Origin of the sequence: Stenotrophomonas sp. GbtcB23, assembly GCF_019091045.1 — a bacterium.
Lineage (GTDB): Bacteria > Pseudomonadota > Gammaproteobacteria > Xanthomonadales > Xanthomonadaceae > Stenotrophomonas > Stenotrophomonas rhizophila_A.
Genome location: NZ_JAGXKC010000009.1, coordinates 1 through 26,488 on the forward strand (window position 1 = coordinate 1; position 26,488 = coordinate 26,488).

The window sequence follows — 26,488 nt, forward strand, 5'->3', positions numbered from 1 at the left end:
TGGTTGATTGGGTTGGTGTTGCTCAACCTGCCGGTTGCGCAAGCGCTTGCCGAGGGTGACAGGGTGCGGGCGACGCCAGCGATACCGGAGCAGTGCCTGGAGACTGTTCGTGATTACGTGAAGCGAACACGCGGGTGGGATGCGACCGCATACGCGGTTGATGCTGAAGACGTTGGAGGTTCGGGGCGCGGCTTCTCTGTCCGGTTGCTGGCGGAGATGAGCGCCCAGCAGCCTGCAGGTGGCGCCGAGTCGTTCCATGTGGATACGGACCCTGCTTGCACGCGGGTGACGGGTGAGTTGGGGTATCAGTGAGCGCGGTAGGAAGAAAGCAGAACGCCCGCTAGGCGGGCGTTCTGGAGTTGCCTGATGTCGGCAGTTACGCGGCTGGTGCGTCGCGCAGTTCGCGGCGCAGGATCTTGCCGACGTTGGTCTTCGGCAGTTCCTTGCGGAACTCGACGATGCGCGGGTGCTTGTAGCCGGTCAGGTTGGCGCGGGCGTGTTCCTTGACCATTTCAGCGGTCAGGTTCGGGTCCTTCTTGACGATGACCACCTTGACGATCTCGCCGGACTTTTCATCCGGTACGCCCACTGCGGCAACTTCCAGCACGCCGGGCATCATCGCGATGACGTCTTCGACTTCGTTCGGGTACACGTTGAAGCCGGACACCAGGATCATGTCCTTCTTGCGGTCCACGATGTAGAAGAAACCGTGCTCGTCCATGCGCGCCATGTCGCCGGTGTGCAGCCAGCCGTCGGCGTCGATCGCCTTGGCGGTTTCTTCCGGGCGCTGCCAGTAACCCTTCATTACCTGCGGGCCACGGATGCACAGCTCGCCGACGTCGCCCGGAGCTAGGGTCACGCCGTTGTCGTCCTTCACGCAGGCGTCGGTGGACGGGATCGGCAGGCCGATCGCGCCGTTGTACTCGGCCAGGTTCAGCGGGTTGATGCAGGCCGCCGGCGAGGTCTCGGTCAGGCCGTAGGCCTCGACCAGGGTCACCCCGGTGACCTTCTTCCAGCGCTCGGCCACCGCACGCTGCACCGCCATGCCGCCACCCAGGGTGACCTTCAGCGAGGAGAAATCCACCTCGTCGAAGCCGGGGGTATTGAGCAGGCCGTTGAACAGCGTGTTGACGCCGGTGATGGCGGTGAAGCGGGTGGCCTTGAGCTCCTTGACGAAGCCCTTCATGTCGCGCGGGTTGGTGATCAGGTGGTTGCAGCCACCGAACTTCATGAAGACCAGCCCGTTCGCCGTCAACGCGAAGATGTGGTACAGCGGCAGGGCGGTGATGATCCACTCCTTGCCCATTTCGATGCCCGACGCGGAGATCCACGCCGAGGCCTGCTGCATGTTGGCCACCAGGTTGCGGTTGGTCAGCATGGCGCCCTTGGCCACGCCGGTGGTGCCGCCGGTGTACTGCAGGAAGGCCACGTCGTCGTGGTCCAGCTCCACCTTCGGCAGGGTGTGGCCGCTGCCCAACTTCAGCGCCTGGTTGAAGCGGATCGCGCCGCGCAGGGTGTAGTTGGGCACCATCTTCTTGATGTACTTCAGCACGAAGTTCACCACCACGCCCTTCAGGCCGAGCATGTCGCCCAGGCCGGTGGTGATGACCTGCTTGATCGGCGTATCGGCGATGACCTGCTGCACCGTGTCGCCGAAGTTGTCCACCACCACCAAAACGGCGGCGCCGGAATCGACCAGCTGGTGCTTGAGCTCGCGGGCGGTGTACAGCGGGTTGACGTTGACCACGGTCAGGCCGGCGCGCAGCACGCCGAAGGTGGCCACCGGGTACTGCAGGCAGTTGGGCATCATCAGGGCGACGCGGTCGCCCTTCTTGAGCTTCAGCTCGCCCAGCAGGTAGGCGGCGAACTTCTCGACCAGGGCGTCGGTTTCACCGTAGGTGAGGACCTTGCCGAAGCTGGAGTAGGCGGGACGGTCGCGGAACTTGGCCACCGACGTATCGAACACGGCCGACACCGAATGGAACTCGTTGACGTCGATTTCGGCGGGTACGCCGTTGGGATAGCTCTGCAGCCAGGGACGTTCCAGACTCATTATTCCCCCTCCAGGAAACGTTGATGGTGTGATGCTGACGGAGAGTATCCGTCGATTCGGTCCCCGGCAGCATACCGGGCCGAATGGAAAACGCGAAGGATTCGTGAAAATCGGGCGTGGCGGCCGCCGGAAGCCCCGCGTGGCGCGGGGTTCCGGGGAGGGCCGGCCAGGGGCCGGCGCCTCGGGGAGCCGGCTGGCGTCAGGCGGCTGCGAGCTGGCGCAGCACGTACTGCAGCAGGCCGCCGTGCTTGAAGTACTCCACTTCCTTGGGGGTCAGCAGCATCACGTGGGCCTGGAAGGTCTTGGCGGTGCCGTCGGCCTTGGTGGCGGTCACGGTGGCGGTCTTGCTGGCGCCATCGGCCAGGCCGGTGATGTCGACCGTTTCCGAGCCGTCCAGGCCCAGGCTCTGGGCGTTCTCGCCGGCCTGGAACTGCAGCGGCAGCACGCCCATGCCGACCAGGTTGGAGCGGTGGATGCGCTCGAAGCTTTCTGCGATCACCGCCTTCACGCCCAGCAGGTTGGTGCCCTTGGCCGCCCAGTCGCGCGAGGAGCCGGTGCCGTATTCCTTGCCGGCGAAGACCACCAGCGGCACGCCCTCGGCCTTGTACTTCATGGCCGCGTCATAGATGGCCAGCTTCTGCGGCTCGCCGCCCGCCTTGGGGAAGTACAGGGTGTTGCCGCCTTCCTCCCCGCCGAACATCAGGTTCTTGATGCGGATGTTGGCGAAGGTACCGCGCACCATCACATCGTCGTTGCCGCGGCGGCTGCCGTAGCTGTTGAAGTCGGCCGGCTGCACGCCGCGCTCCTGCAGGAAGCGGCCTGCCGGCGAATCCTTCTTGATGTTGCCGGCCGGGGAGATGTGGTCGGTGGTGATCGAATCGCCGAACAGGCCCATCACCCGCGCCCCGTGCACGTCCTCGATGTGGCCGACCTGCATGGTCATGCCGTCGAAGTAGGGCGGGTTCTTGATGTAGGTGGAGCTTCCATCCCACTCATACAGGTCGCCATCGGGCGACTGGATGGTGTTCCAGCGGCTGTCGCCCTTGAACACATCAGCGTAGTTCTGCTTGAACATCTCCGGGCCGATGGTGGCGGCGATGACATCGCCGATTTCCTTGTTGCTCGGCCAGATGTCGCGCAGGTATACCGGCTGGCCATCGCTGCCGGTGCCCAGCGGTTCGGTGGTGAGGTCGATGTCGGTGGTGCCGGCAATGGCGTAGGCCACCACCAGCGGCGGGCTGGCCAGGTAGTTCATCTTCACTTCGGGGTGCACGCGGCCCTCGAAGTTGCGGTTGCCCGACAGCACCGAGGTGACCACCAGGTCGCCGCTGGCGATGGCGGCACTGACTTCGGTGGGCAGCGGGCCGGAATTGCCGATGCAGGTGGTGCAGCCGTAGCCGACCACGTAGAAGCCGACCTTTTCCAGCTCGGTAAGCACGCCGGCTTTCTCAAGGTAGTCGGTGACCACGCGCGAGCCTGGGCCGAGCGAGGTCTTCACCCACGGCTTGCGGTCCAGTCCCCTGGCGGCCGCGTTGCGGGCCAGCAGGCCGGCGCCGATCATCACCGCCGGGTTAGAGGTGTTGGTGCAGGAGGTGATGGCGGCGATGACCACCGCGCCGTCCTTGAGCCGGTAGCGGGTGCCGTCATGCTCGACATCGGCATAGCCCTTGGCCAGCTGCTCGTTGCCGACCGCGGCGCCGCCGCCTTCGTTGACGAACGTGGAGATCTCTTCGTTGCGCTTGTCGCGGTTGGTGGTCAGCCCGCCCAGGTTGTCGCGGTAGTTCTGCTTGACGTCTTCCAGCAGCACGCGGTCCTGCGGGCGCTTGGGGCCGGCAAGCGAGGGCTTTACCTCGCCCATGTCCAGTTCCAGCGTGGCGCTGTAGCTGGCGTGGGCGGTGTTGGCGTCGTGCCACAGGCCCTGGGCCTTGGCGTAGGCTTCCACCAGCGCGATCTGTTCCTCGCTGCGGCCGGACAGGCGCAGGTAGTTCAGCGATTCGTTGTCGATCGGGAAGATGCCGCAGGTGGCGCCGTACTCCGGCGCCATGTTGCCGATGGTGGCGCGGTCTGCCAGCGGCAGGTGCTGCAGGCCTTCGCCGAAGAACTCGACGAACTTGCCCACCACGCCGTGCTTGCGCAGCATCTGGGTGACGGTGAGCACCAGGTCGGTGGCGGTGGCGCCTTCGGGCAGGCGCCCGGTGAGCTTGAAGCCGACGACCTGCGGAATCAGCATGGAGGAGGGCTGGCCCAGCATGGCCGCCTCGGCCTCGATGCCGCCCACGCCCCAGCCCAGCACGCCGATGCCATTGATCATGGTGGTGTGGCTGTCGGTGCCGAATACGGTGTCCGGATAAGCCACCTGCTTGCCGCCCTTGTCGGCGGTCATTACGACGCGGGCGAGGTTTTCCAGGTTCACCTGGTGGACGATGCCGGTGTTGGGCGGCACCACCTTGAAGTTGTCGAACGCCTTCTGGCCCCAGCGCAGGAAGCCGTAGCGCTCCTGGTTGCGCTGGAATTCGATCTTGCCGTTGAGATCCAGCGCGTCGGGGGTGCCGAACACGTCGACCTGCACCGAGTGGTCGATGACCAGTTCGGAGGGGATCTGCGGGTTGATCTGCTCCGGGCGGCCGCCCAGCTTGACCACCGCATCGCGCATCGCGGCCAGGTCGACCACGCAGGGCACGCCGGTGAAGTCCTGCAGGACCACGCGGGCGGGCATGAAGGCGATTTCGATGTCCGGCTCGGCCTTGGGATCCCAGCGCGCCACCGCTTCGATGTGGTCCTTGCCGACGGTGACCCCGCCGTCCTCGTGCCGGAGCAGGTTCTCCAGCAGGATCTTCATCGAATAGGGCAGGTGGGAAATGTCGAACTGCTGTCCGAGCTTGGGCAGGCTGAAGTAGTCGTAGGTGGTGCCGCCGACGTCCAGCTGGCTGCGGGTGGAGAACGAATCGCTCATGCGGGGTGACTCCTCTTGCGGATGGCTTGCAGTGGCCCGTGGGGCCCGCTTGCGGTTGCCGGTGTTCCGATGGCCCGGCCGTCGGACTGAGTATGAACGATTCAGTCGGCCATGGTCGGTGGCAGGTATCTCAGGCTACATAGAAATATGTATCGCCGATGTCATCGATAAGGCGGATCCTTTGCGCGGCAAGGGACTTGGCTGGCTGAACCGCGACGCAGTGGAAGTATGCCCGGGGAAGTATGTATAATTTGTGCATACTTTGGAGGTCCTACCGATGGAAGCCACCGTTGCAGAACGCGGACAGATCACCTTGCCCAAGGCGGTCCGCGATGCGCTCGGCCTGACCAAGGGCACCCAGTTGAAGGTGGAGCTCGACGGCAGCCGCATCATCCTGCGCAAGAGCGTGGATGACGCCATTTCCCGTGCCCGCGGCAAGTTCGCGCTGGACGGCTTCGAGTCGGCCGAGTCGGCCGTGCGTGCGGTGCGCGACGAAGCATGAGCCGCGCATGATCGCCGTAGATTCCCCAGTCCTGATCGAACTGCTCAGCAACGGCCCCCAGGCCGACGCGGTGGAAGCCTGCCTGCGCCAGAGCCTGGTCGGCGGGCGCGTGGTGATCTGCGGGGTGGTGCTGGCCGAGATCTGCGCCGCGCTGCGCGGTGGTGCCGAAGTGCAGGAAGCGCTGGAAGAGATGGGCATCCACTTCAGCCCGCTGGAAGCCAAGTCGGCGCTGCGCGCCGGCGAGATGCACCGCCGTCACCGCCAGCGCGGCAGCGACCGCCGTGGCATCGACGATTTCATGGTCGGCGCGCACGCACTGCTGCAGTGCGACGGCCTGATCACCTGGAACGACAAATTTTACCGCGACTACTTCAAGGGCCTGAAGCTGATCGTGCCGCAAGCCTGAGCCCGTAACTCAACCGCCGTATTCAACCGAAGTCTTTTCAAAGAATTTCCCGGGAGTTGTCATGTTGGAAGCCTACCGCCACCACGTAGCCGAGCGCGCCGCGCTTGGCATCCCGCCGCTGCCGCTGAGCGCCCAGCAGACGGCCGACGTCATCGAGCTGCTGAAGAACCCGCCGGCGGGCGAGGCCGAGTTCCTGCTCGACCTGCTCACCCACCGCGTGCCGGCCGGCGTCGATGACGCCGCCAAGGTCAAGGCCTCGTACCTGGCCGCGATCGCCTTCGGCAGCGAAACCAACGCGCTGATCTCGCGCGAGCGCGCCACCGAACTGCTGGGCACCATGCTGGGCGGCTACAACGTCGCGCCGCTGGTGCAGCTGCTGGACGACGCCGTGGTCGGCGCGATCGCCGCCACCGCGCTGAAGAACACCCTGCTGGTGTTCGATGCCTTCCACGACGTGCAGGAAAAGGCCAAGGCCGGCAACGCGAACGCCCAGGGCGTGCTGCAGAGCTGGGCCGATGCCGAGTGGTTCACCAGCCGCCCGGAAGTGCCGCAGAGCCTGACCATCACCGTGCTCAAGGTGACCGGCGAAACCAACACTGACGACCTGTCGCCGGCCCCCGACGCGACCACCCGCCCGGACATCCCGCTGCACGCCCTGGCGATGCTGAAGAACAAGCGCGATGGCATCGAGCCGGAAGAAGACGGCAAGCGCGGCCCGGTCAAGTTCATCGAATCGCTGAAGGACAAGGGCCACCTGGTGGCCTACGTGGGCGACGTGGTCGGTACCGGTTCGAGCCGCAAGTCGGCCACCAACTCGGTGCTGTGGTTCACCGGTGAGGACATTCCGTTCATTCCGAACAAGCGTTTCGGCGGCGTGTGCCTGGGTTCGAAGATCGCCCCGATCTTCTACAACACCATGGAAGACGCCGGCGCGCTGCCGATCGAGCTGGACGTGTCGCAGATGAACATGGGCGACGTGGTCGAGCTGCGTCCCTACGACGGCAAGGCGCTGAAGGACGGCCAGGTCATCGCCGAGTTCCAGGTGAAGTCCGACGTGCTGTTCGACGAAGTGCGCGCCGGTGGCCGCATTCCGCTGATCATCGGTCGTGGCCTGACCGCCAAGGCGCGCGAAGCGCTGGGCCTGGCTCCGACCGACCTGTTCCGCCTGCCGATGGACCCGCCGGACACCGGCAAGGGCTTCTCGCTGGCACAGAAGATGGTCGGCCGCGCCTGTGGCCTGCCGGAAGGCCAGGGCATGCGCCCGGGCACCTACTGCGAACCGAAGATGACCTCGGTGGGCTCGCAGGACACCACCGGCCCGATGACCCGTGACGAGCTGAAGGACCTGGCCTGCCTGGGCTTCTCGGCCGACCTGGTGATGCAGTCGTTCTGCCACACCGCCGCGTACCCGAAGCCGGTGGACGTCAAGACCCACCACACGCTGCCGGAGTTCATCTCCACCCGTGGCGGCATCTCTCTGCGCCCGGGCGACGGCGTGATCCACAGCTGGCTCAACCGCATGCTGCTGCCCGACACCGTCGGCACCGGCGGCGATTCGCACACCCGTTTCCCGGTGGGCATCTCGTTCCCGGCCGGCTCGGGCCTGGTCGCCTTCGCCGCGGCCACCGGCGTGATGCCGCTGGACATGCCCGAATCGGTGCTGGTGCGCTTCAAGGGCAAGATGCAGCCGGGCGTGACCCTGCGTGACCTGGTCAACGCGATTCCGCTGTACGCGATCAAGTCGGGCCTGCTGACCGTCGCCAAGGCGGGCAAGAAGAACATCTTCTCCGGCCGCATCCTGGAAATCGAAGGCCTGCCGGACCTGAAGGTCGAACAGGCGTTCGAACTGTCCGATGCCTCGGCCGAACGTTCGGCTGCAGGTTGCTCGGTGCACCTGAGCAAGGAGCCGATCATCGAGTACCTCACCAGCAACATCACGCTGCTGAAGTGGATGATCGCCGAGGGTTACCAGGACGCCCGTTCGCTGGCGCGTCGCATCGAGAAGATGGAAGCGTGGCTGGCCAACCCGGAGCTGCTGGAGCCGGATGCCGACGCCGAATACGCCGCCGTCATCGAGATCGACCTGGCCGACATCCACGAGCCGATCGTGGCCTGCCCGAACGATCCGGACGACGTCAAGACGCTGTCGGACGTGGCCGGTGCGGCCATCGATGAAGTGTTCATCGGTTCGTGCATGACCAACATCGGCCACTTCCGCGCGGCCGCCAAGCTGCTGGAAGGCAAGCGCGACATCCCGACCAAGCTGTGGGTTGCCCCGCCGACCAAGATGGATGCCTCGGAGCTGACCAAGGAAGGCCACTACGGCACCTTCGGCACCGCCGGCGCACGCATGGAAATGCCGGGCTGCTCGCTGTGCATGGGCAACCAGGCACAGGTGCGCGAGGGCGCGACGGTGTTCTCGACCTCGACCCGCAACTTCCCGAACCGCCTGGGCCGCAACTCCAACGTGTACCTGGGTTCGGCCGAACTGGCCGCGATCTGCTCGCGCCTGGGTCGCATCCCGACCAAGGAAGAGTACATGGCCGACATCGGCGTGCTGGATGCCAGCAGCAAGGACATCTACCGCTACATGAACTTCGACCAGATCGAGGACTACCAGGACGTGGCCAAGACGGTTGCTGCCTGAGCCTGATCGGGTGATGTGTTGAACGAAAACCCCCGGTGAGAACCGGGGGTTTTTGTTTGCCGGGACGAATCGCCGCCAGCCCAGGCTGATGCTTGGTTGCCCGTTGGTGATGTATCCGTGTCTTATCGCGTTCGCCAGCAATTCGTAGCGCCGACCGTTGGTCGGCGACCGCGCGAAGCGCGGCGCAAGCATCCGAAGCCACGGCAATGCGGCGCGGATGACATCACCGGTGCTGACATATGTCCGAAGCCGTCGGGTCGGTGTTCATGGCGTCGGAACGGAGAGCCGTTTTCGTTCTTAGGTCATGCGTTACCGGGCGTTGAGCCGTTATTGGCGGTCGTTTGGGAACCGACCCTACCGCCGGGGCAGTCTTCAGGGTGTCGGATAGCGGAACGGCCACGCGTTGTCGGCGTCGTTGCTTCGTTCGGCGCAGACGGCGCGGAAGGTTTCCACGAACGCCTGCTGCAGGCGGGTAGGGTGCCAGTCGGCGCGGGTGGTGAGGCCGATGCGGCGGCGCAGGTCGTCGCCGGCGCTGCCGATTTCGCTGAGCAGGCCGGCGCGGCGTTCGATCACGAACTGGTCGCGTGACATCAGGGTGAGCCAGTCGTCTTCCAGCAGCAGGCCGCGGGTGATCAGCACCGAGCCGCATTCGATGCGCAAACGCGGCGGTTCATGGCCATGCTGGCGGAACATGCGTTCCCAGCGGGCGCGCACCGGCGCGCCGGTGGCGGCGATCACCCACGGGAACGCCAGCAGCCGGTCGAAGTCGAGCGGGTCGCTGCCGGCCAGCGGGTGCCCGCTGCGCGCGACGATTACCGGGTCATCGTCGAACAGGCCCTCCTGCGCGACGTCGCGTACGGGCAGGGTGTCGCGCATCGCGCCAATCAAAAGGTCCAGGCTGCCGGCGCGCAGATCGCCCAGCAGTTCCGCATAAGGCCCTTCGATCACATTGACCGATGCACCCGGGTGGGCGCGGGCAAAGCGCGCCAGTACCTGCGGCAGCAGGATCGCGCGGGCCAGCGGCATCACCCCGAGCGTGACCTTGCCGCCCTGTTCGGAGCGCAGCAGGGCCACTTCATCCAGGCCCGCTACCAGTTCGGACAGGGCCAGCCGCACCAGCCGCAGCATGCGGGTGGCCGCCGGGGTGGTCTGCACGGTCTTGCCGTGGCGTTCGGTCAGCGGGGTTTCGATGGCGGTACCCAGCTCATGCACGGCGCGGTAGATCGCCGGCTGTGAGATGCCGGCGCGCGCTGCAGCCAGTGTGAAGCTGCCGGCGTCGTCCACCGCCACCAGTGCGCGCAGCTGGCCGAGCGTGACGCGTCGTTCAACGGCAGGCAACGCAGGCAGGCGCTGTGCACGCCGTGCCATCCGCACGCCATCGGCGATGTAGCCAAGCGCGCGTTCGATGCGGGGCACCAGCAGCTCTGCCGCTTCGGTGGGCGCCATCCCACCCGGCTGGCGGTCGAACAGGGTTGCATCCAGCTGGGTTTCCAGACGGGCAATGGCCTGGGTCAACGCCGGCTGGGAAAGATTCACGTGCGGCGCAGCGGCGCTGATGCCGCCGTGGTGGTGCACGGCAACCAGCGCATGCAGATGCTTCAGGTTCAACTCAAAGGGCCGGTTCATGGATCAACTATAACCAAACCCAATGGCTGTTGCGGAAATCGATCTTGCGGGGGTGGGCGCTGGCGGACAAGACTTCATCATCGTCATAGAAGGATGGATGGATGTCCCGCGTCGTCACCCGTGTCGAACGCGCCGCTGCCGGCGCACTCCAGGCCCTGGCCCAAGCAGGCGTGGCCACCGCACATGAGGCGCAGGGCCGCAGTGGCCTGCTGCACCCGCGGCTGCGCCCGATCTTCAGCGGCGCCCGCATTGCCGGCAGCGCCATCACCGTGTCGGTGCCCCCCGGCGACAACTGGATGATGCATGTGGCCATCGAGCAGCTGCGCGAAGGCGATGTCCTGGTGGTGGCGCCGACCAGCGACTGCACCGACGGCTACTTCGGCGACCTGCTGGCCACCTCGGCGCAGGTGCGTGGCTGCCGTGGGCTGGTGATTGATGCCGGGGTACGCGATGTGCGCGACCTGACCGCAATGGGCTTCCCGGTCTGGAGCCGGGTGATCCACGCGCAGGGTACGGTCAAGGAGACGCTCGGCTCGGTCAACGTGCCGGTGGTGTGCGGCGGCGCGCTGGTCCACCCCGGCGACGTAGTGATCGCCGACGATGACGGCGTGTGTATCGTGCCGCGTGCCGATGCGGCACGTGTCGCCGCCGAATCGCAGGCGCGCGAGGCGCGCGAGGCGGAGAAGCGCGAACGCCTGGCCAAGGGCGAGCTGGGCCTGGACATCTACGCGATGCGCGAACGCCTGGCGGCTAAGGGCCTGCGCTATGAGTAACGGCGTGCCTGCCATGTGGATGCGCGGTGGCACCTCCAAGGGCGGCTACTTCCTGGCCACCGACCTGCCGGCCGATGCGGCCGCGCGCGATGCGTTCCTGCTGCGCGCGTACGGCTCGCCGGACCCACGCCAGATCGATGGCATGGGCGGCGCCGATCCGCTGACCTCCAAGGTCGCGGTGGTTTCGCCCTCGCGCCACCCCGGCGCGGACGTGGATTACCTGTTCCTGCAGGTGTTCGTCGACCAGGCCGTGGTGAGCGATGCACAGAACTGCGGCAACCTGCTCGCCGGGGTAGGGCCGTTCGCCCTGGAGCGCGGGCTCGTGCAACCCACCGGCGAAAGCACCGACGTGCGCATCTTCATGGTGAACACCGGCAAGGTAGCCATCGCCAACGTACAGACGCCCGGCGGTCAGGTGCGCTACGACGGTTCGGCGCGGATCGACGGTGTGCCGGGCACGGCAGCGCCTGTTCCGCTGACCTTCGCCGACATCGCCGGTTCCAGCTGCGGCGCGTTGCTGCCGACCGGCAACGCGGTGGATGTGATCGACGGGGTGGAGCTCACCCTGATCGACAACGGCATGCCCTGCGTGGTGCTGCGCGCCAGCGATGTGGGCGTGAGCGGGTACGAAGACCGCGCCACGCTGGATGCCGATGACACGTTGAAGGCGCGACTGGAGGCGATCCGCCTGCAGGCCGGCCCGTTGATGAACCTGGGCGATGTCGGCGCGCAGTCGGTCCCCAAGATGATGTTGGTGGCTGCACCGCGCGACGGTGGCGCGATCTGCGTGCGTTCGTTCATACCTCATCGCTGCCACGCTTCCATCGGGGTGCTGGGCGCGGTCACCGTGGCCACGGCCTGCCTGCTGCCCGGTTCACCTGCGAGCGCCCTGGCGGTGGTACCCGACGGCAGCCGCCTGCAGCTGGACATCGAACACCCCAGCGGCAGCACCGGCTGCGTGCTGGAACGCGATGCAGACGGGCAGGTGGCTGGTGCGGCCATCCTGCGCACCGCCCGAAAGCTGTTCGACGGCGTGCTGTTCGACTGAATACGCACGACGTCTCTATTCTTATGACCTGGGAGGGTTGTTATGACTGTTGTTGAGAAGCGGCAGGGCCGCTTCGGCGTCTTTGGCCAGTTGTGGTTCCAGGTGCTGGCCGGCACCATCATCGGCGTCGTGCTGGGTTGGCTGCAGCCGGACTGGGGTTCGGCGATGAAGCCGTTCGGCGATGCCTTCATCAAGCTGATCCGCATGATGATCGGGCCGATCATCTTCGTGACGGTGGTGCACGGCATCGCCGGCATGCGCGACATGCGCAGCGTGGGCCGGCTCGCGCTGAAATCGCTGATCTATTTCGAGGTGATCACCATCCTGGCGCTGATCGTCGGGCTGGTCGCGGTGGATCTCTGGCAGCCCGGCGCCGGCATGAACATCGACCCGGCCACCATCGACATGGCCAGCATCCAAGGCTATGTGCATACGGCGCACGACCAGTCGATCGTGTCCTACATCATGGCCATCATCCCGAACACGCTGGTCAGTGCGTTCACCGAGGCGCATGTACTGCAGGTGCTGTTCGTGGCGGTGCTGTTCGGCGTTGCGCTGGCCTCGGTCGGTGAGCGCGGCGCGCCGGTGATGAAGGTCATCGAAGGCACGTCGTCGGTGCTGTTCAAGATCATCGGCTACGTCATGTATTTCGCGCCGATCGGTGCGTTCGGTGCCATCGCCTTCACCGTGGGCCAGTTCGGCGCGGGGTCGCTGCTGTCGCTGGGTGAGCTGATCATCGAGTTCTTCGTGGTCTGCGCGGCGTTCACGGTGTTCGTGCTCGGCGCGGTGTGCTGGTGGACCGGCGCGAGCCTGTGGCGCCTGCTGGCCTACCTGCGCGATGAAATCGTGATCGTGGCGGCCACCACCTCCACCGAAACGGTGCTGCCGCGCCTGATCGAGAAGATGAAGAAGCTGGGCTGCGAAGAGGGCGTGGTGGGTTTCGTGATTCCGGCCGGCTACTCGTTCAACCTCGATGGCACCTGCCTGTACCTGACCACGGTGGCGCTGTTCCTGGCCCAGGCGACCAACACCGAGCTGACCGTGTGGCACCAGCTGGGGCTGATCGCGGTACTGCTTCTCACCTCCAAGGGCGCCGCGGGCGTGGCCGGTGCGGCGTTCGTGGTGCTGGCGGCGACGCTGGGCACCACCGGCACCATTCCGGTGGCCAGCATCGCGCTGATCCTGGGCATCCACCGCATCCTGGCCGAAGGCCTGACCTTCGTGAACCTGGTCGGCAACGCGATCGCGGTGCTGGTGATCGCCAAGTGGGAAGGCAAGCTGGACGAGAAGGTGATGGCCGAACAGATCGGCACCCGCCGCGCCCGCCTGCGCCATCTGGGCGTCCGCGAAGCCTGACCGACGCGCCGCGGGCTGCCCGCGGCGCCCCCCGAATGCATTGAACCCGCTGCCCACGGCAGCGGGGAGGGAGATCTCATGTCCATCCTCCGTCACACCCCGCTGGCGCTGCTGCTGAGCGCTGCGCTGGCCGCACCGGCTGCCGCCGAGGGCACTCTGCCCAAAGGCGTCGATCTGACCCTCGATGTCGTTGGTAACGTTGCCTCCAACCCCGTGGGCGGGGTGGAGCAGGGCACCGAAGGCTCGTACTGGATCATGGCCCAGTCGAAGTTCGACCTGGACGAACTGTTCGGCGTGCACAACACCGATGTGGACGCGCAGTGGGCCTGGTTCGCCGGGCGCAACCTGGCGCGCGAGAAGATCGGCAACTCGATCAGCGCGCAGCAGACCTGGCGCCCGGTGGCCCGTGGCCGCCTGACCCGGTTGACCGTGCGCCACCGCTTCGACAATGGGTTGAGCATCACCGCCGGCCGCGCGCCGGTGAACAGCTACTTCAACAACTCCGCGCTCAACTGCGTGTTCATGAGCAATGCCATGTGCCTCACCCCGTATGGCGCGATCACCGACCTGGGCATTACCGCGTTCCCGAACTCGTCGTGGGCCGGCATCCTGCGCTACGACGTGAATGATCGCTGGTATGTGCAGGGCGGCGCGTTCGATTACAACAATGAGCTGAACAAGGCTGGCAAGAACGGCTTGGACTTCTCGGTGGGCGAGGGCACCGGCACCATCACGGCCTATGAGGCCGGCTACCAGACCAGCTTCGCCAATGACCGGCTGCCGCGCACCTACCGAGTGGGCATGTACCGCAACACCGATGGCGGCAAGAGCTCCTATTTCGACGCCAACGGCAACTCCGCCGCGCTGACCGGCAAGCCGACGGCGATGCAGGAGGGCGCACGCGCGGGCTGGTACGCGATGGCCGATCAGACCGTGTGGCGCGGGGAGGGCAAGCGCAACCTGGCGCTGTTCGCCCGCGCCTACGTCAACACCGGCAATGAAGCGCCAGTGGACGAGTTCGCCGCCGTCGGCTTCGTCAAGACCGGCACCTTCGCCGGACGCGACCAGGACACCCTGGCGATGTTCGTGTCCAACACCCACTTCAGCGATGAGCAGATCGCGTTCCTGCGCGACCGCCGCGCACGCAACGGCGGCAGCGGTGCGCCCAATGCCGACGAGATCATCGCCGAGCTGAGCTATGGCTGGGCGGTGCACAAGGGCATCCGGCTGATGCCCAACCTGCAGTACGTGATCAACCCGGACCCGATCTACGCGCCGACCCGCACCACCGACATTCCCGACGCGCTGATCGTCGGGCTGCGCGTGGATGTCCACTTCGCCCAGCTGTTCGGCTGGTGATTCCTCCCCCACGAGGCCCCACATGATCATCGATTGCCACGGTCACTACACGACCGCTCCCGCCAGCCACGATGCGTTCCGCAAGGCGCAGGTGGCCCACTTCAACGACCCCACGCTGCCGGCGCCGGTGTACCCGGTGATCAGCGACGACGAACTGCGCGAGAGCGTGGAAGGCAACCAGCTGCGCCTGCTGCGCGAGCGCGGCGCGGACATGACGATCTTCTCGCCGCGTGCCAGCACCATGGCCCACCACATCGGCGACGAGGCGGTGAGCGCGGAATGGACCCGGCGCTGCAACGACCTGATCGCGCGGGTGGTGGCGCTGTACCCGGAGACCTTCATCGGCGTGTGCCAGCTGCCGCAGTCGCCCGGCGTCCCCATCGCCAACTCGATCGCCGAGCTGGAGCGGTGCGTCAACGAGCTGGGCTTTGTGGGCTGCAACCTCAATCCGGACCCTTCCGGGGGACATTGGAACGGGCTGCCACTGACCGACCGGGCCTGGTACCCGTTCTTCGAGAAGATGGTGGAGCTGGACGTGCCGGCGATGGTGCATGTGTCGGGCAGCTGCAATGCCAATTTCCACGCCACCGGCGCGCACTACCTCAATGCCGACACCACCGCGTTCATGCAGTTCCTGCAGGGCGACCTGTTCCGTGACTTTCCGGCGCTGCGTTTCATCATCCCGCACGGCGGCGGCGCGGTGCCCTACCACTGGGGTCGCTTCCGCGGCCTGGCCGACATGCTGGGCAAGCCGCCACTGAACGAGCATGTGATGAGGAATGTGTTCTTCGACACCTGCGTTTACCATCAGCCCGGCATAGACCTGCTGTTCAAGGTGATCGACATCGACAACATCCTGTTCGGCTCGGAAATGGTCGGCGCGGTGCGCGGCATCGATCCGGAAACCGGGCAGTACTTCGACGACACCCTGCGCTATGTGGAAGCGCTGGGGCTGTCGGCAGCGGATCGGAGCAAGGTGCTGTCGGGCAACGCGCGTCGGGTGTACCCGCGGCTGGATGCGCAGCTGAAGGCGAGGGGGCTGTAATGGCGGATTTCATGAAGGATGCCGATTGGCTGGATTTCTGTCCGGACCCGAGCCGGCCGGTGTTCGTGCCGCCGCCGGGCGCGGTGGATGCGCATTGCCATGTGTTCGGCCCGGGGGACCAGTTCCCGTATGCGCCCGAGCGCAAGTACACGCCCTGCGATGCGGGCAAGGCGCAGCTGTTCGCGCTGCGCGATCATCTTGGGTTCGAGCGCAACGTGATCGTGCAGGCGACCTGCCACGGTGCCGACAACAGGGCGCTGGTGGATGCGCTGCGCAGCGCAAACGGCCGGGCGCGCGGCGTGGCCACGGTGCGCGATACGGTCACCGATGAGGAACTGCGGGAGCTGCATGAGGCGGGTGTGCGCGGGGTGCGCTTCAATTTCGTGAAGCGGCTGGTGGATCCGAAGCCGGATGCGTACTACCACGCCATCATTGAACGGATCGCGCCGCTCGGTTGGCATGTTGTCGTGTACTTCGAGGCGGCCGACCTGGCCGAGCGCTGGAATTTCTTCACCTCGCTGCCGACCACGGTGGTGGTGGACCACATGGGCCGGCCGGACGTGACCCAGCCGGTGGACGGGCCGGAGTTCCAGCGTTTCGTGCGGTTGATGCGCGAGCACCCGAATGTGTGGAGCAAGGTGAGCTGCCCGGAGCGGCTGTCGCAGTCCGGGCCGCCCACGTATGACGATGTGGTGCCGTTCGCACGGCACCTGGTGGAGCAGTTCCCGGACCGGGTGCTGTGGGGCACGGACTGGCCGCACCCGAACCTGAAATCGCACATGCCCGATGACGGCAAGCTGGTGGATTTCATTCCACGGATTGCGGTCACCGCCGACCAGCAGCAGAAGCTGCTGGTGGACAATCCGATGCGGTTGTATTGGGCGTGACGGTTGAGAGCGTCACGACCAACGGTCGTGACCCACCAGGTCGGACCCGGTAGCGCACGACCGTTGGTCGTGCGGCGACGCGCAGCGTCGGGGTGTTATCCCCGCGCGAGCGCCATCAGGCGTTCGGCGATCCGCTCCAGCGGAACCTGCTCGTCGGTGGCGCCGAGCTTGAAGGCGGCGCCGGGCATGCCCCAGACCACGCTGGTGGCTTCGTCCTGGACCAGGGTGGGCGCGCCGACGTTTTTCAGTTCCAGCAGCCCACGCGCGCCGTCGTCGCCCATGCCGGTGAGGATCGCGCCGATGGCGTTGGCACCGGCGCTTTCTGCCACCGAACGGAACAGCACGTCCACCGCCGGCTTGTGCCGGTTCACCGCCGGGCCGTCATCCACCCGGCAGCGCCAGCGCGCACCGTCACGGATCACCCGCAGGTGCTTGCCGCCGGGTGGCAGGTAAGCATGGCCCGGCAGCACGGCTTCGCCGTCGCTGGCTTCGCGTACGGACATCGCCGAGTGGCGGTCCAGGCGCTCGGCAAAGGCGGTGCTGAACGTGGCGGGCAGGTGCTGGGTGAGCACCACCGCCGGGGCATCGGCCGGCAGGCCTTCGAGCACCACGCGCAGTGCTTCGGTACCGCCGGCCGAGGCGCCGATGGCGATCAGGCGGTCGGTGGTACGGAACTGGATCGAACGTGCGGGCGAGGGCGGCACGGCGTCCAGGGTGATGCGCGGCGTGATCGGGCGGGCCAGGGTGCGCACGCGCGAGCGCGCCGCCATCTTGACCTTGCCGATGATCTCTTCGGCATAGCCCTGCAGGCCACGCGCCACGTCGAACTTGGGCTTGGAGATGAAATCCACCGCGCCCAGCGCCAATGCCTGCAGGGTGGTGTCGGCGCCGCGCTCGGTCAGCGAGGAGATCATCACCACCGGCAGCGGGTGCAGGCGCATCAGGTTTTCCAGGAACGCCAGCCCGTCCATGCGCGGCATTTCCACATCCAGCGTGATCACGTCCGGGGCCAGGCGCTTGATCTTCTCGCGCGCCAGCAACGGATCGGCCGCCGTGCCGACCACTTCGATGGCCGGGTCGCTGGCGAGGATCTCGCTCAACATCTGCCGCACCACCGCCGAATCGTCGACGATCAAAACCCTGCAGGGTGAACCGTTGATCATTCGAACAGCTCCACGCCGCCGGTGACCGGGGCCTTGGACAGGCGGGCACGCACGGCCGATTCGGTCGCGGCCACTTCGGCCTCGTGCGCATGCGGCAGGCGCTGCACCACCACGCGGCCGGTGTCGGCGAAGAACCACACCTTGCGCGGGTGGATGCCGCACAGGTCCTCGGCGAGCACCGGAATATGTTCGGCCTGCAGGTACTGGCGCACGAATTCGGCGTTGCGGGTGCCCACCGGGTTGCTGGTGAAGCCCTTTAGCACGTTGGCGCCGCCGAACACCTTGGCTTCCAGGCGCTTGCGGTGCGCGCCGCGCTTGAGCAGGTCGTTGATCAGCAGTTCCATGGCATAGCTGCCATAGCGCGCCGGGGCACCATCGCCGACATTGCCTTCGGGCAGCAGGAAGTGGTTCATGCCGCCGATCTTCAGCACCGGGTCGCGCAGGCACGCGGCCACGCAGGAACCCAGCGTGGTGGTCAGTGCGGTCTCGTCGTCGACCACCAGGTACTGGGTCGGCAGCAGCTTGGCGGCGGTGACCTTGAAGCGGCTGTCGAAGTAACGCATCACGTCATCAGGACGGGCGGCCAGGTTCATGCCGGGGCTCCGGGCGCGCGCTTGTACAGGGTGCGCCCGCACGGCTGGATCAGGTCGGCGGCATGCAGGTAGTTCTCCGAGTGGCCGGTGTAGAGCAGGCCATCGTCGCCCATGTGCTGGATCAGCCGCGACAGGATGCCGCGCTGGGTGGGCTTGTCGAAATAGATCATGACGTTGCGGCAGAACAGGGCGTCGAACGGGCCGCCGACGTCGTAACGCGGAGCCAGCAGGTTGAGTGGGCGGAAGTCGATCAACTCGCGCAGCGCCGGATGCACGCGGCACTGGCCTTCATTGGGGCCGCTGCCGCGCTGGAAGTAGCGCTTCTTGATGGCCGGATCCAGACCGGACACGCGATCGATGGCGTACACGCCGCGGCTGGCGGTGGCCAGCACCTGGGTGTCCACATCGGTCGCCAGGATGCGCACCGGTGGCTTCAGGGTGCCGAACGCCTCGCAGGCGGTGATGGCCATGGAGTAGGGCTCTTCACCGGTGGAGGCCGCGCACGACCACAGCTGCAGGGTGCCGTTGCCAGCCCGCGCGCGCAGTTCGGTGTCGAGCTTCTCGAAGTGGTGCGGCTCACGGAAGAACGCAGTGAGGTTCGTGGTCAGCGCGTTGGTGAACGCCTGCCACTCATCGCCCCCCTGGTTCTCCAGCTGGTCCAGGTACTCCTGGAAGCTGCGCAGGCCAAGCGCACGCAGCCGCCGGGACAGCCGGCCGTACACCATGTCACGCTTGGCCGGCGCCAGCGAGATGCCGACGCGCTGGTAGATCAGGTCGCAGATGCGGCGGAAGTCGCGGTCGGCGAACTCGAATTCGCGTCCGGTCGAGGAGGCAGCGGAAGCAGGTGCGGTAGGCGTGGTCACGGGCGAACTCGATCGAAGGAGGGAGGCGGCGGCCGCGCGGCCGCCGCAGGCGCTCAGAACTCTTGCCAGTTGCCGTCATCGGCGGTGGTGCGCGGTGCACGCGCGGCCGGGGCCGGCTTCACCGGGCTGGGCTTGGCCGGCGCCGCCGGCTTCACGCTGCGCAGCGGGGCCGGTGCGGCGATGCGGGCGGTCACCGCGCTGACGGCCGCCGCCACCTGGTTGTCGAGGCGGAAGATCGACACCGCGTCGGCCAGCTGGGTGGCCTGTTCTTCCATCGCGCGGGCAGCCGCGGTGGCTTCTTCCACCAGTGCAGCGTTCTGCTGGGTGGTTTCGTCCATCTGCACCACGGTCTGGTTGACCTGCTCGATGCCTGCCGACTGCTCCTGCGAGGCGGCCGAGATTTCGGCCATGATGTCGGTGACGCGCTGCACCGAGGCGACGATCTCGCCCATGGTGCTGCCGGCCTTGTGCACCAGGGCCGAACCGTCGGCCACGCTGGACACGGATTCGTCGATCAACCCCTTGATCTCCTTGGCGGCACCGGCCGAGCGCTGGGCCAGGGTGCGCACTTCGGAGGCGACCACGGCGAAACCGCGGCCCTGTTCGCCGGCACGGGCTGCTTCCACGGCGGCGTTCAATGCCAGGATGTTGGTCTGGAAGGCGATGCCGTCGATGACCGAGATGATTTCGGCAATGCGCTTGGAGCTGGCTTCGATCGCGCTCATCGTGGTGACCACCTGGCCGACGACTTCACCGCCCTGCGAGGCCACGCTGTGCGCACCAATCGCCAGCTGGTTGGCCTGGCGGGCGTGTTCGGCGTTCTGGCGCACGGTGGAGGTCAGTTCCTCCATGGAGGCGGCGGTTTCTTCCAGGTTGGCGGCCTGCTGTTCGGTACGGCGCGACAGGTCGCTGTTGCCGGTGGCGATTTCGCCCGCAGCCAGGTTGATGTTGCCCGCCGCTTCCTGGATCTGGCCGACGATCTGGGTCAGCTGGGCCACGGTGGCATTGGCATCGTCGCGCATGGTCGCGAACACGCCCTGGAACTCGCCCTGCATGCGCGCGGTGAGGTCGCCTTCGGCGATGGCCGACAGCAGCTGCGAGAGCTTGCCGAGGTTGTCGTCGCTGACCTGCATCATCGCGTTGAGGCTGGCGATCATCTGGCCGAAATCGTGGTCGAAGCGGGCGGCATCGCCACGCTGGCTGAAGTCACCCGCGGCCGCGGCAGCGCCCAGGCGCTTGATCTCGGCGTTGATGCTGGCCAAGTTGTGCTTGACGGTGTCCACGGTGGTGCTGATGGCAGCCTTTTCGCCCGGGTAGCGGGCGATGTCGGCGCTCAGGTCGCCCACGGCGTAACGCTGCATCACGGCCAGCACATCCTGCATGGTCTGCACGTGGGCGCCGACCAGGGTGTTGGTTTCGTGCACCATCCGGCCGTACTCGCCCGGGAAGGCGGTTTCGTCCATGCGATAGCCGGTCTGGCCGGCGTCGTGCTGGCTGGCCATTTCGCGCTGTGCGCCGATCACGGCGTGCAGCTGCTGCTGCATGCGGCCCATGCTTTCCAGCAGGCGGCCCGGTTCGTCCTGGGCCTGCGGGCCGATGCGGCTGTCGAGCTTGCCGCCGGCGATGCTCTCGGCCACGCCGGTGGCCTGGCGCAGCGGACCGGTGATGCGGTTGCCGATCAGCCAGCTCAGGGCCAGCACGACCAGCACCAGCGCGCCGCCGGTGGCGGCCATGATGCCGGTGAAGGCCAACGCGTCGGACTGTACGTCGTCCATGTAGACGCCGCTGGTGACCACCCACTGCCACGGCGCGTACATGCCGGCGTAGGTGGCCTTTTCGATCAGCGCCTCGCCATTGCCGGGCTTGGTGGTGGAGTAGTAGGTGTAGCCGCCGCCGGTCTTGGCCATATCCACCTGCTGCAGGTACAGCGGCACACCGTCCTTGGAGAGGTAGCTCTTCTGCACCTTGCCGACGCGGTCCGGTGCGAACGGGTGCATGAGCAGCGTGTAGTCGGTGGCCAGTACGTTGTAGTACGCGCTCTCACCATCGGCGCGCATGCTGTGCAGCGCCTGCAGAGCCGCCGCTTTGGCCGCCTCTTCGGTGAGTTCGCCGGTGCCGACCAGTCGCTTGTAGTGGTCGAAGATGCCGTAGGTCAGTTCGACCTGGGTCTTCAGGGCATCCTTGCGCGTCTCGGCCAGATCCAGGTACTGGATGCGCGCGGCAATGATGGCCAGGGCGATCACGCCGACGGCGATCAGGGCGGTGAGCAGGTTCAACTTGCCCCGGACGGACAGGTTGGAGAAGCGGCTGGAAAGATTCATGGGCGTGGGGTCTTTTCGAACGGGGGCGTACTGCGTAGGGGCCGACATCGACGAACGTGTCGTGGCAATGCTGTTATCGGCAGAAAACCGCAGCTATTGAGGTGCGTGAGCTGAGCGCATTCAGCTTCAGACATGGAAAGGCCCCGATGCCGGGGCATCGGGGCCTGCGTATTCCACCGCTGCGCCGCTGCGCGGTGCGGCTTAGAACTCCTGCCAGTCGCCTTCGGCGAGCTCGGCGGCTACCGCGCGGCCGTTCGGCTTGCGCGACGGTGCCGGGGCGGTGGCCGGGCGGCTCACGGCGCGCGGTGCTGGTGCGAACACCGGTGCGGCAGCCACCACGTCCTGCTCGTCGAGACGGAAGATCGACACGGCGTCGCTGAGCTGGCCGGCCTGTTCTTCCATCGAGCGGGCGGCCGCAGTGGCTTCTTCCACCAGCGCGGCATTCTGCTGGGTGGTTTCGTCCATCTGCACCACGGTCTGGTTGACCTGCTCGATGCCGGCCGACTGCTCCTGCGAGGCAGCAGAGATCTCGGCCATGATGTCGGTCACGCGCTGCACCGAGGCGACGATTTCGCCCATGGTGGCGCCGGCCTTGTGCACCAGCGCCGAACCGTCGTTGACCTTGCCGACCGAGTCGTCGATCAGGCCCTTGATCTCCTTGGCCGCACCGGCCGAACGCTGGGCCAGGGTGCGCACTTCGGAGGCGACCACGGCGAAGCCACGGCCCTGTTCACCGGCACGGGCCGCTTCGACCGCGGCGTTCAGCGCCAGGATGTTGGTCTGGAAGGCGATGCCGTCGATGACCGAGATGATCTCGGCGATCTTCTTGGACGAGGTCTGGATCGCGCTCATGGTAGTGACCACCTGGCCGACCACTTCACCGCCCTGCGAGGCGACGGTGTGCGCGCCGATGGCAAGCTGGTTGGCCTGGCGGGCGTGCTCGGCGTTCTGGCGCACGGTGGAGGTCAGCTCCTCCATGGAGGCGGCGGTTTCTTCCAGGTTGGCGGCCTGCTGTTCGGTACGGCGCGACAGGTCGCTGTTGCCAGTGGCGATTTCGCTGGCGGCCGAGCTGATGGCCTGGCTGGACTGCTTGATGCGGGTGACGATGCCGCTGAGCTGTTCGGCGGTGGCGTTGGCGTCATCGCGCATGGTGGCGAACACGCCTTCGAAGTCGCCGTGCATGCGCACGGTCAGGTCGCCCTGCGACAGCGCGGTGAGCAGGCCGGAGATCTGTTCGATGCTGGAGGCGTTGGCGTCGAGCAGGCCGTTGATCTGCTGGGCCAGCTGCAGGAAGAAGCCATCCTTGCCTTCGGCGCTGATGCGGCCCGACAGGTCGCCGGCGGCGGCCTGGGCGATGACGCGGGCCACTTCGGCTTCGACCAGCGCTTCGGGGGTGCGGTCACGCCATTCGACCACGTGGCCGACGCTCTCGCCGTCTTCGTTGCGGATGGTGGACACGACCTGGGCGAACTGGGCATCGCCGAACTGCATGGCGCGGCGGGCCACGCCGTGCTGCTTGAGGTTGGCCAGCAGGCTGGCGTCCATTTCGCCGCGGTGTTCGAGCACGGTCAGCGGGCGGCCGACCAGCGAAACGGAGGCGTCGAAGTCCGGCAGGGTGCGGCGCAGGTCGTCCTGGTACTGGGACAGGGTCTGCTCCAACGCGCGGTTGGCGTAGACGATGTTGAGGTTGTTGTCAGTCAGGTACACGCCGGTGGAGCTGTAATCCAGCGCGGTACGGATGCGCAGGTTCTCGCGGGCCACGGCCTGTTCGGTTTCGGTGCGGTCGCGCAGGTCGCGCTGCATGCGCTGCATGGCCTGCATGAGGTCGCCGACTTCGTCCTTGCGGGTGACGTCGATATGGCCGTCGAGCTTGCCACCGGCCACTTCGTTGGCGACCGAGACGGCGCCACGGACGCTGCCGACCAGCGAGCGGGCAAACAGGTACACCAGCACCAGGCCCATGGCGGCACCGCCGAGCAGGGCGATGATGGTCAGGGTGGCGGAGGTGGCGTAGGTGCTTTCGGCCTCTTCGCGCGAGGCGCGGGCAAGGCGGTTGTCTTCGGCGATCAGGGTCTCGAGGGCGGCAGAAGCCTTGAGGTGCTTGGTGCGGGTTTCGCCGACGAAGGTGTCGATGGCATCGTCCGGCAGGTCCAGCTCGAGCATCTCGGTGACCGAGTCGTAGGAGGCCAGCGAGTCGTTCCAGTCCTTGGCGAAGGCGTCGAACAGCTTCTTCTGCTGCGGGCTGTCGATCAGGGCGGGGTACTTCTTGATCGAAGCATCGATCTTGGTGCGCAGGTCGGCGGCGCGGGTCTTGGCTTCGGCCTTGACGTCGTCGCTGGCGCGGATCAGGCCCTGGTAGGCCGAGTTGCGGTATTCACCGAGCATGCCACGCATTTCGCCGGCCATGCGGATGCTTTCCATCCGGTTGCCGGCCAGTTCGGTGGTCACGTTGTTGAGGGAGTGCAGGCCACGATAGGCGACCACGCCCTGCAGCAGCATCACCAGCAGGATTACACCGAAAGTCAGCATCAACTTCGGCATCAGTTTGAGGTTGTTGATCCATTGCATGGTGGTGCACTCTCCGGTGGCAGACGCGTCCGGGCGTGGCGCCCGGTTGCAGCGGCCACGCCGGCCTGGGCCGGCGTGGCAGGGCGTGTGGCGATTACTTGATGTTGGCGAGCTTCAGGCCGGCCGGCGAGCTGACTTCGATTTCAGCGCGCGAGGCGTCGCGGGCGATCTTGCCGATCACGCAGACGGTCTTGCCTTCCAGGGTTTCCAGCGGGAAGCTGAACTTGCCGCGGTTCTCACCGGCGATGCGGGCCGAGAAGGTGTGGCGCGGGAAGGCGCCGCCCATGTACAGGAAGGTCGGCTGGCCTTCGGAACCTTCGGCGTAACGGGCCTTTTCGACCTTGCCGCAGACCATGCCATCCTTGCCAACGGCGCGCGCGGCCAGCTCCGGCGGGATCATTTCAGCCGACTGGGCGAAAGCGGACGAGGCGGACGAGGCGAGGACAGCGACCGAAAGCAGAGCAAGCAGGGACTTCATCGGGAGATTCTCCGGGGGATATGGATAAGTGGTCCGGGGCGTGGCGGGGCCGCGCGTCCGGTTCCTGAATCCAGCTATCGGCCAGTTGCGACACAACTTAAGGACTTTGTTGAACGAAAGTCGTTCCGATCTGTCGCAGCGGCCGGATCAGGCGGCAGCGTCTTCGACAACGGCCGGCTGGCCCATGTCGGCGCTGTCGAGCAGGGTTTCGATGTCGAGCAGGATCAGCATGCGATCGTCCTGGGTGCCGATGCCGGAGATGAAGCGGGTATCGACGGCGGCGCCGAACTCGGGGGTGGGGCGGATCTGGTCGGCGTTGAGCGGGATCACGTCGGAGACGCTGTCCACGACGATGCCGACCACGCGGTTGTCGACGTTGAGGACGATCATGACGGTGAAGGCGTCGTAGCGTGCTTCGTCCAGGCGCAGCTTGAGGCGCAGGTCGATGACGGGAACGATGGTGCCGCGCAGGTTGATCACGCCCTTGATGTAATCGGGGGCATCGGGCACGCGGGTGACGGAGTCGTAGCCGCGGATTTCCTGCACCTTGAGGATGTCCACGCCGTAGTGCTCGGCGCCGAGGGTGAAGCTGAGGTACTCGCCACCGCTGCTGGCGGCGTTGGGGTTGCTGTCGTTCATGGAAGGAATCCTGGGTCGGGCGTGGCGGTCGGAAAACCGGGGCGTCACGCTGGATATCGGCCTGGGATGTCGCGACTTTAGAGGCACAAGGCCAACAGCAACAGCAGCAACAGCAACAGCAACAGCAACAGCAACAGCGTCGGGTCTGTGGGCTTCCCTGGCTTGGGCTGGCGGGGGTGGGTTGGCGGGACACGCCGCAAGTACGTCCGTGTAGGCTCGTTCGCGCCATCCATGGCGCTCTACGGTCCCGCCAACCCACCCCCGCCAACCCTTTGACGCCGTGTCGGTGCGCCAGCAAAAAGCGGTAGGTACCGACCGTTGGTCGGTACCGCTTTTGCCTTCAATGAGGCGCCGGCCCGTAGCCGCGACGAACCTGCCGCCGCTTTCAGCTCTCGCCGTTCTTGCGGGCGCTGCGCTGGCGGTCGATGCGGAAGATGTAGCGCTGGATGGCGCTGTCGCCGCCGCGCGGGAGGCCATCGAAACGCATGCCGATGCGCTTCATTTCCACGCCGCTGGGCAGCTTGACCGCCAGCTGGTTGCAGACGATCAGCGAGATCTGCAGCGGGCCGCTTTCGGGCATGTCCAGGCGGGCGTCGTAGCGCTTCTGGATGCTGAAGACGTTGCAGTCCACCGGCACGGTCACGGCCAGGCCGCCGCCGCTGATGTCCACCACGCGCAGGTGCAGGGCTTCGCTGCGGTCCTCGTTGATCGGGAACAGCAGGTGCGGGGAGTCGGTGAACGGGGTTTCCAGCCGATAGAGTTCGCGGCGCTGCAGGTGCACCAGCTCGGTGGGGAAGGGCACGCGGAAGGCGACGTGGCGGTGGCCGCCGGTGCGCTCCAGGTGGTCCAGCCGGAAGCGGACCATGACACGGTCCAGCTGCGCGAAGCAGAGCAGGTGGCCGGCGTCCTCGGCGGCGCGGTTGGCCGGCTCTGACGGGCTACCGTCGAGCAGCAGCCAGTCGTCGTCTTCGTCCAGTTCCAGGATCGCGGTCGGGAAGGACTGGTCGCGACCGCCCAGGTGCGCGTTGATCAGCGAGCGTTGGTCGATCAGCGCCTGCAGCAGGTGGCGGATCTGCCGGGGGTTGCGGACCAGGTAACGATCGTCCGTGCCGTCATCATGGGCGGCATGGGATGCGTCATGGGGGTCAAGGCTGCCTTCGGACATGGACTCTGCTGCGTTGGGCGGGTACGGATATCGTGCGATATCA

The 26,488-nt window shown here is 66.6% G+C and carries 21 protein-coding genes; 10 read left to right on the forward strand and 11 right to left on the reverse strand.

Translation table 11 applies throughout. The annotated features are described in order from the left end of the window. Window positions 1-312: hypothetical protein (locus KVS69_RS05505; RefSeq protein WP_217537433.1), on the forward strand; the 312-nt coding region annotated here is incomplete at its 5' end. 64 nt (window positions 313-376) lie between these two features. On the opposite strand, the gene KVS69_RS05510 is transcribed toward KVS69_RS05505, so the two are convergent. Further along, window positions 377-2,053, reverse strand: coding sequence for a long-chain fatty acid--CoA ligase (locus KVS69_RS05510; protein WP_217537434.1), 1,677 nt, complete (start codon window positions 2,051-2,053; stop codon window positions 377-379). Window positions 2,054-2,252: 199 nt separating this feature from the next. Then, the gene (gene acnA / locus KVS69_RS05515; RefSeq protein ID WP_217537435.1) at window positions 2,253-5,006 is read right to left on the reverse strand and encodes an aconitate hydratase AcnA; all 2,754 of its coding nucleotides are present in this window, start codon (window positions 5,004-5,006) and stop codon (window positions 2,253-2,255) included. Window positions 5,007-5,283: 277 nt separating this feature from the next. Here acnA and KVS69_RS05520 point away from each other — a divergent pair, with 277 nt between their 5' ends. The 3 genes from KVS69_RS05520 to acnB all read left to right on the forward strand — a co-directional run bounded on the left by KVS69_RS05520 (window position 5,284) and on the right by acnB (window position 8,561). Next, complete coding sequence (locus KVS69_RS05520; protein ID WP_068851559.1) at window positions 5,284-5,508, forward strand: AbrB/MazE/SpoVT family DNA-binding domain-containing protein; 225 nt, start codon at window positions 5,284-5,286, stop codon at window positions 5,506-5,508. Between the two features lie 7 nt (window positions 5,509-5,515). Then, window positions 5,516-5,914, forward strand: a complete 399-nt coding sequence (locus KVS69_RS05525) for a type II toxin-antitoxin system VapC family toxin (RefSeq protein WP_093536275.1) — start codon at window positions 5,516-5,518, stop codon at window positions 5,912-5,914. A 61-nt stretch (window positions 5,915-5,975) separates the two neighbouring features. Next, window positions 5,976-8,561, forward strand: a complete 2,586-nt coding sequence (acnB, locus tag KVS69_RS05530; protein ID WP_068851565.1) for a bifunctional aconitate hydratase 2/2-methylisocitrate dehydratase — start codon at window positions 5,976-5,978, stop codon at window positions 8,559-8,561. A gap of 372 nt (window positions 8,562-8,933) precedes the next feature. Here acnB and KVS69_RS05535 read toward each other — a convergent pair whose 3' ends face one another. Next, the gene (locus tag KVS69_RS05535; RefSeq protein WP_217537436.1) at window positions 8,934-10,187 is read right to left on the reverse strand and encodes a LysR family transcriptional regulator; all 1,254 of its coding nucleotides are present in this window, start codon (window positions 10,185-10,187) and stop codon (window positions 8,934-8,936) included. 101 nt (window positions 10,188-10,288) lie between these two features. On the opposite strand from KVS69_RS05535, the gene KVS69_RS05540 reads away from it, so the two are divergent. From KVS69_RS05540 to KVS69_RS05565, 6 genes are all read left to right on the forward strand, one after another. Further along, window positions 10,289-10,960 (forward strand): 4-carboxy-4-hydroxy-2-oxoadipate aldolase/oxaloacetate decarboxylase, encoded by a 672-nt coding sequence (locus tag KVS69_RS05540; RefSeq protein ID WP_217537437.1) that lies wholly within the window; start codon window positions 10,289-10,291, stop codon window positions 10,958-10,960. Beyond that, window positions 10,953-12,008, forward strand: a complete 1,056-nt coding sequence (locus KVS69_RS05545; RefSeq protein ID WP_217537438.1) for a 4-oxalomesaconate tautomerase — start codon at window positions 10,953-10,955, stop codon at window positions 12,006-12,008. Before KVS69_RS05540 ends, KVS69_RS05545 begins: the two co-directional genes overlap by 8 nt. Window positions 12,009-12,050: 42 nt before the next feature. Continuing rightward, window positions 12,051-13,364 (forward strand): C4-dicarboxylate transporter DctA, encoded by a 1,314-nt coding sequence (gene dctA, locus KVS69_RS05550; protein ID WP_095363822.1) that lies wholly within the window; start codon window positions 12,051-12,053, stop codon window positions 13,362-13,364. Window positions 13,365-13,442: 78 nt separating this feature from the next. Next, window positions 13,443-14,723 (forward strand): carbohydrate porin, encoded by a 1,281-nt coding sequence (locus tag KVS69_RS05555; RefSeq protein WP_217537439.1) that lies wholly within the window; start codon window positions 13,443-13,445, stop codon window positions 14,721-14,723. Between the two features lie 22 nt (window positions 14,724-14,745). After that, the gene (locus KVS69_RS05560; protein WP_217537440.1) at window positions 14,746-15,768 is read left to right on the forward strand and encodes an amidohydrolase family protein; all 1,023 of its coding nucleotides are present in this window, start codon (window positions 14,746-14,748) and stop codon (window positions 15,766-15,768) included. 11 nt (window positions 15,769-15,779) lie between these two features. Continuing rightward, window positions 15,780-16,655 (forward strand): amidohydrolase family protein, encoded by an 876-nt coding sequence (locus KVS69_RS05565; protein ID WP_217537441.1) that lies wholly within the window; start codon window positions 15,780-15,782, stop codon window positions 16,653-16,655. 95 nt (window positions 16,656-16,750) lie between these two features. Here KVS69_RS05565 and KVS69_RS05570 read toward each other — a convergent pair whose 3' ends face one another. The 8 genes from KVS69_RS05570 to KVS69_RS05605 form a co-directional block, all read right to left on the reverse strand. After that, the gene (locus tag KVS69_RS05570) at window positions 16,751-17,818 is read right to left on the reverse strand and encodes a chemotaxis response regulator protein-glutamate methylesterase (RefSeq protein WP_093536293.1); all 1,068 of its coding nucleotides are present in this window, start codon (window positions 17,816-17,818) and stop codon (window positions 16,751-16,753) included. Continuing rightward, entirely contained in the window at window positions 17,815-18,411 is a 597-nt protein-coding gene (gene cheD / locus KVS69_RS05575; protein ID WP_068851592.1) for a chemoreceptor glutamine deamidase CheD, read from the reverse strand. Before cheD ends, KVS69_RS05570 begins: the two co-directional genes overlap by 4 nt. Continuing rightward, window positions 18,408-19,274 (reverse strand): CheR family methyltransferase, encoded by an 867-nt coding sequence (locus KVS69_RS05580; protein ID WP_093536295.1) that lies wholly within the window; start codon window positions 19,272-19,274, stop codon window positions 18,408-18,410. The genes cheD and KVS69_RS05580 overlap by 4 nt, the downstream gene beginning before the upstream one ends. 53 nt (window positions 19,275-19,327) lie before the next feature. Then, window positions 19,328-21,595: a methyl-accepting chemotaxis protein gene (locus KVS69_RS05585; protein ID WP_217537442.1), complete on the reverse strand. Its 2,268-nt coding sequence runs from the start codon at window positions 21,593-21,595 to the stop codon at window positions 19,328-19,330. 201 nt (window positions 21,596-21,796) lie between these two features. Next, on the reverse strand, window positions 21,797-24,163 hold the full coding sequence (locus tag KVS69_RS05590; protein WP_217537443.1) for a methyl-accepting chemotaxis protein: 2,367 nt from the start codon (window positions 24,161-24,163) through the stop codon (window positions 21,797-21,799). A 94-nt stretch (window positions 24,164-24,257) separates the two neighbouring features. After that, window positions 24,258-24,641 carry a hypothetical protein gene (locus tag KVS69_RS05595; RefSeq protein WP_068851603.1) on the reverse strand — a complete coding sequence of 128 codons (384 nt, stop codon included), beginning with the start codon at window positions 24,639-24,641 and terminating at the stop codon, window positions 24,258-24,260. A 147-nt stretch (window positions 24,642-24,788) separates the two neighbouring features. Next, window positions 24,789-25,280 carry a chemotaxis protein CheW gene (locus tag KVS69_RS05600; RefSeq protein ID WP_068851606.1) on the reverse strand — a complete coding sequence of 164 codons (492 nt, stop codon included), beginning with the start codon at window positions 25,278-25,280 and terminating at the stop codon, window positions 24,789-24,791. Between the two features lie 385 nt (window positions 25,281-25,665). Continuing rightward, window positions 25,666-26,445, reverse strand: coding sequence for a flagellar brake protein (locus KVS69_RS05605; RefSeq protein WP_217537444.1), 780 nt, complete (start codon window positions 26,443-26,445; stop codon window positions 25,666-25,668). Window positions 26,446-26,488: the final 43 nt, after the last annotated feature.

Coding starts and splice junctions, on each gene's coding strand:
- KVS69_RS05525 (WP_093536275.1), top strand. CDS start 5,516: ATGATCGCCGTAGATTCCCCAGTCCTGATCGAACTGCTCAGCAACGGC.
- KVS69_RS05535 (WP_217537436.1), bottom strand. CDS start 10,187: ATGAACCGGCCCTTTGAGTTGAACCTGAAGCATCTGCATGCGCTGGTT.
- KVS69_RS05510 (WP_217537434.1), bottom strand. CDS start 2,053: ATGAGTCTGGAACGTCCCTGGCTGCAGAGCTATCCCAACGGCGTACCC.
- KVS69_RS05555 (WP_217537439.1), top strand. CDS start 13,443: ATGTCCATCCTCCGTCACACCCCGCTGGCGCTGCTGCTGAGCGCTGCG.
- KVS69_RS05600 (WP_068851606.1), bottom strand. CDS start 25,280: ATGAACGACAGCAACCCCAACGCCGCCAGCAGCGGTGGCGAGTACCTC.
- dctA (WP_095363822.1), top strand. CDS start 12,051: ATGACTGTTGTTGAGAAGCGGCAGGGCCGCTTCGGCGTCTTTGGCCAG.
- KVS69_RS05540 (WP_217537437.1), top strand. CDS start 10,289: ATGTCCCGCGTCGTCACCCGTGTCGAACGCGCCGCTGCCGGCGCACTC.
- KVS69_RS05595 (WP_068851603.1), bottom strand. CDS start 24,641: ATGAAGTCCCTGCTTGCTCTGCTTTCGGTCGCTGTCCTCGCCTCGTCC.
- KVS69_RS05545 (WP_217537438.1), top strand. CDS start 10,953: ATGAGTAACGGCGTGCCTGCCATGTGGATGCGCGGTGGCACCTCCAAG.
- KVS69_RS05585 (WP_217537442.1), bottom strand. CDS start 21,595: ATGAATCTTTCCAGCCGCTTCTCCAACCTGTCCGTCCGGGGCAAGTTG.
- acnB (WP_068851565.1), top strand. CDS start 5,976: ATGTTGGAAGCCTACCGCCACCACGTAGCCGAGCGCGCCGCGCTTGGC.
- cheD (WP_068851592.1), bottom strand. CDS start 18,411: ATGAACCTGGCCGCCCGTCCTGATGACGTGATGCGTTACTTCGACAGC.
- KVS69_RS05560 (WP_217537440.1), top strand. CDS start 14,746: ATGATCATCGATTGCCACGGTCACTACACGACCGCTCCCGCCAGCCAC.
- KVS69_RS05605 (WP_217537444.1), bottom strand. CDS start 26,445: ATGTCCGAAGGCAGCCTTGACCCCCATGACGCATCCCATGCCGCCCAT.
- acnA (WP_217537435.1), bottom strand. CDS start 5,006: ATGAGCGATTCGTTCTCCACCCGCAGCCAGCTGGACGTCGGCGGCACC.
- KVS69_RS05570 (WP_093536293.1), bottom strand. CDS start 17,818: ATGATCAACGGTTCACCCTGCAGGGTTTTGATCGTCGACGATTCGGCG.
- KVS69_RS05590 (WP_217537443.1), bottom strand. CDS start 24,163: ATGCAATGGATCAACAACCTCAAACTGATGCCGAAGTTGATGCTGACT.
- KVS69_RS05520 (WP_068851559.1), top strand. CDS start 5,284: ATGGAAGCCACCGTTGCAGAACGCGGACAGATCACCTTGCCCAAGGCG.
- KVS69_RS05565 (WP_217537441.1), top strand. CDS start 15,780: ATGAAGGATGCCGATTGGCTGGATTTCTGTCCGGACCCGAGCCGGCCG.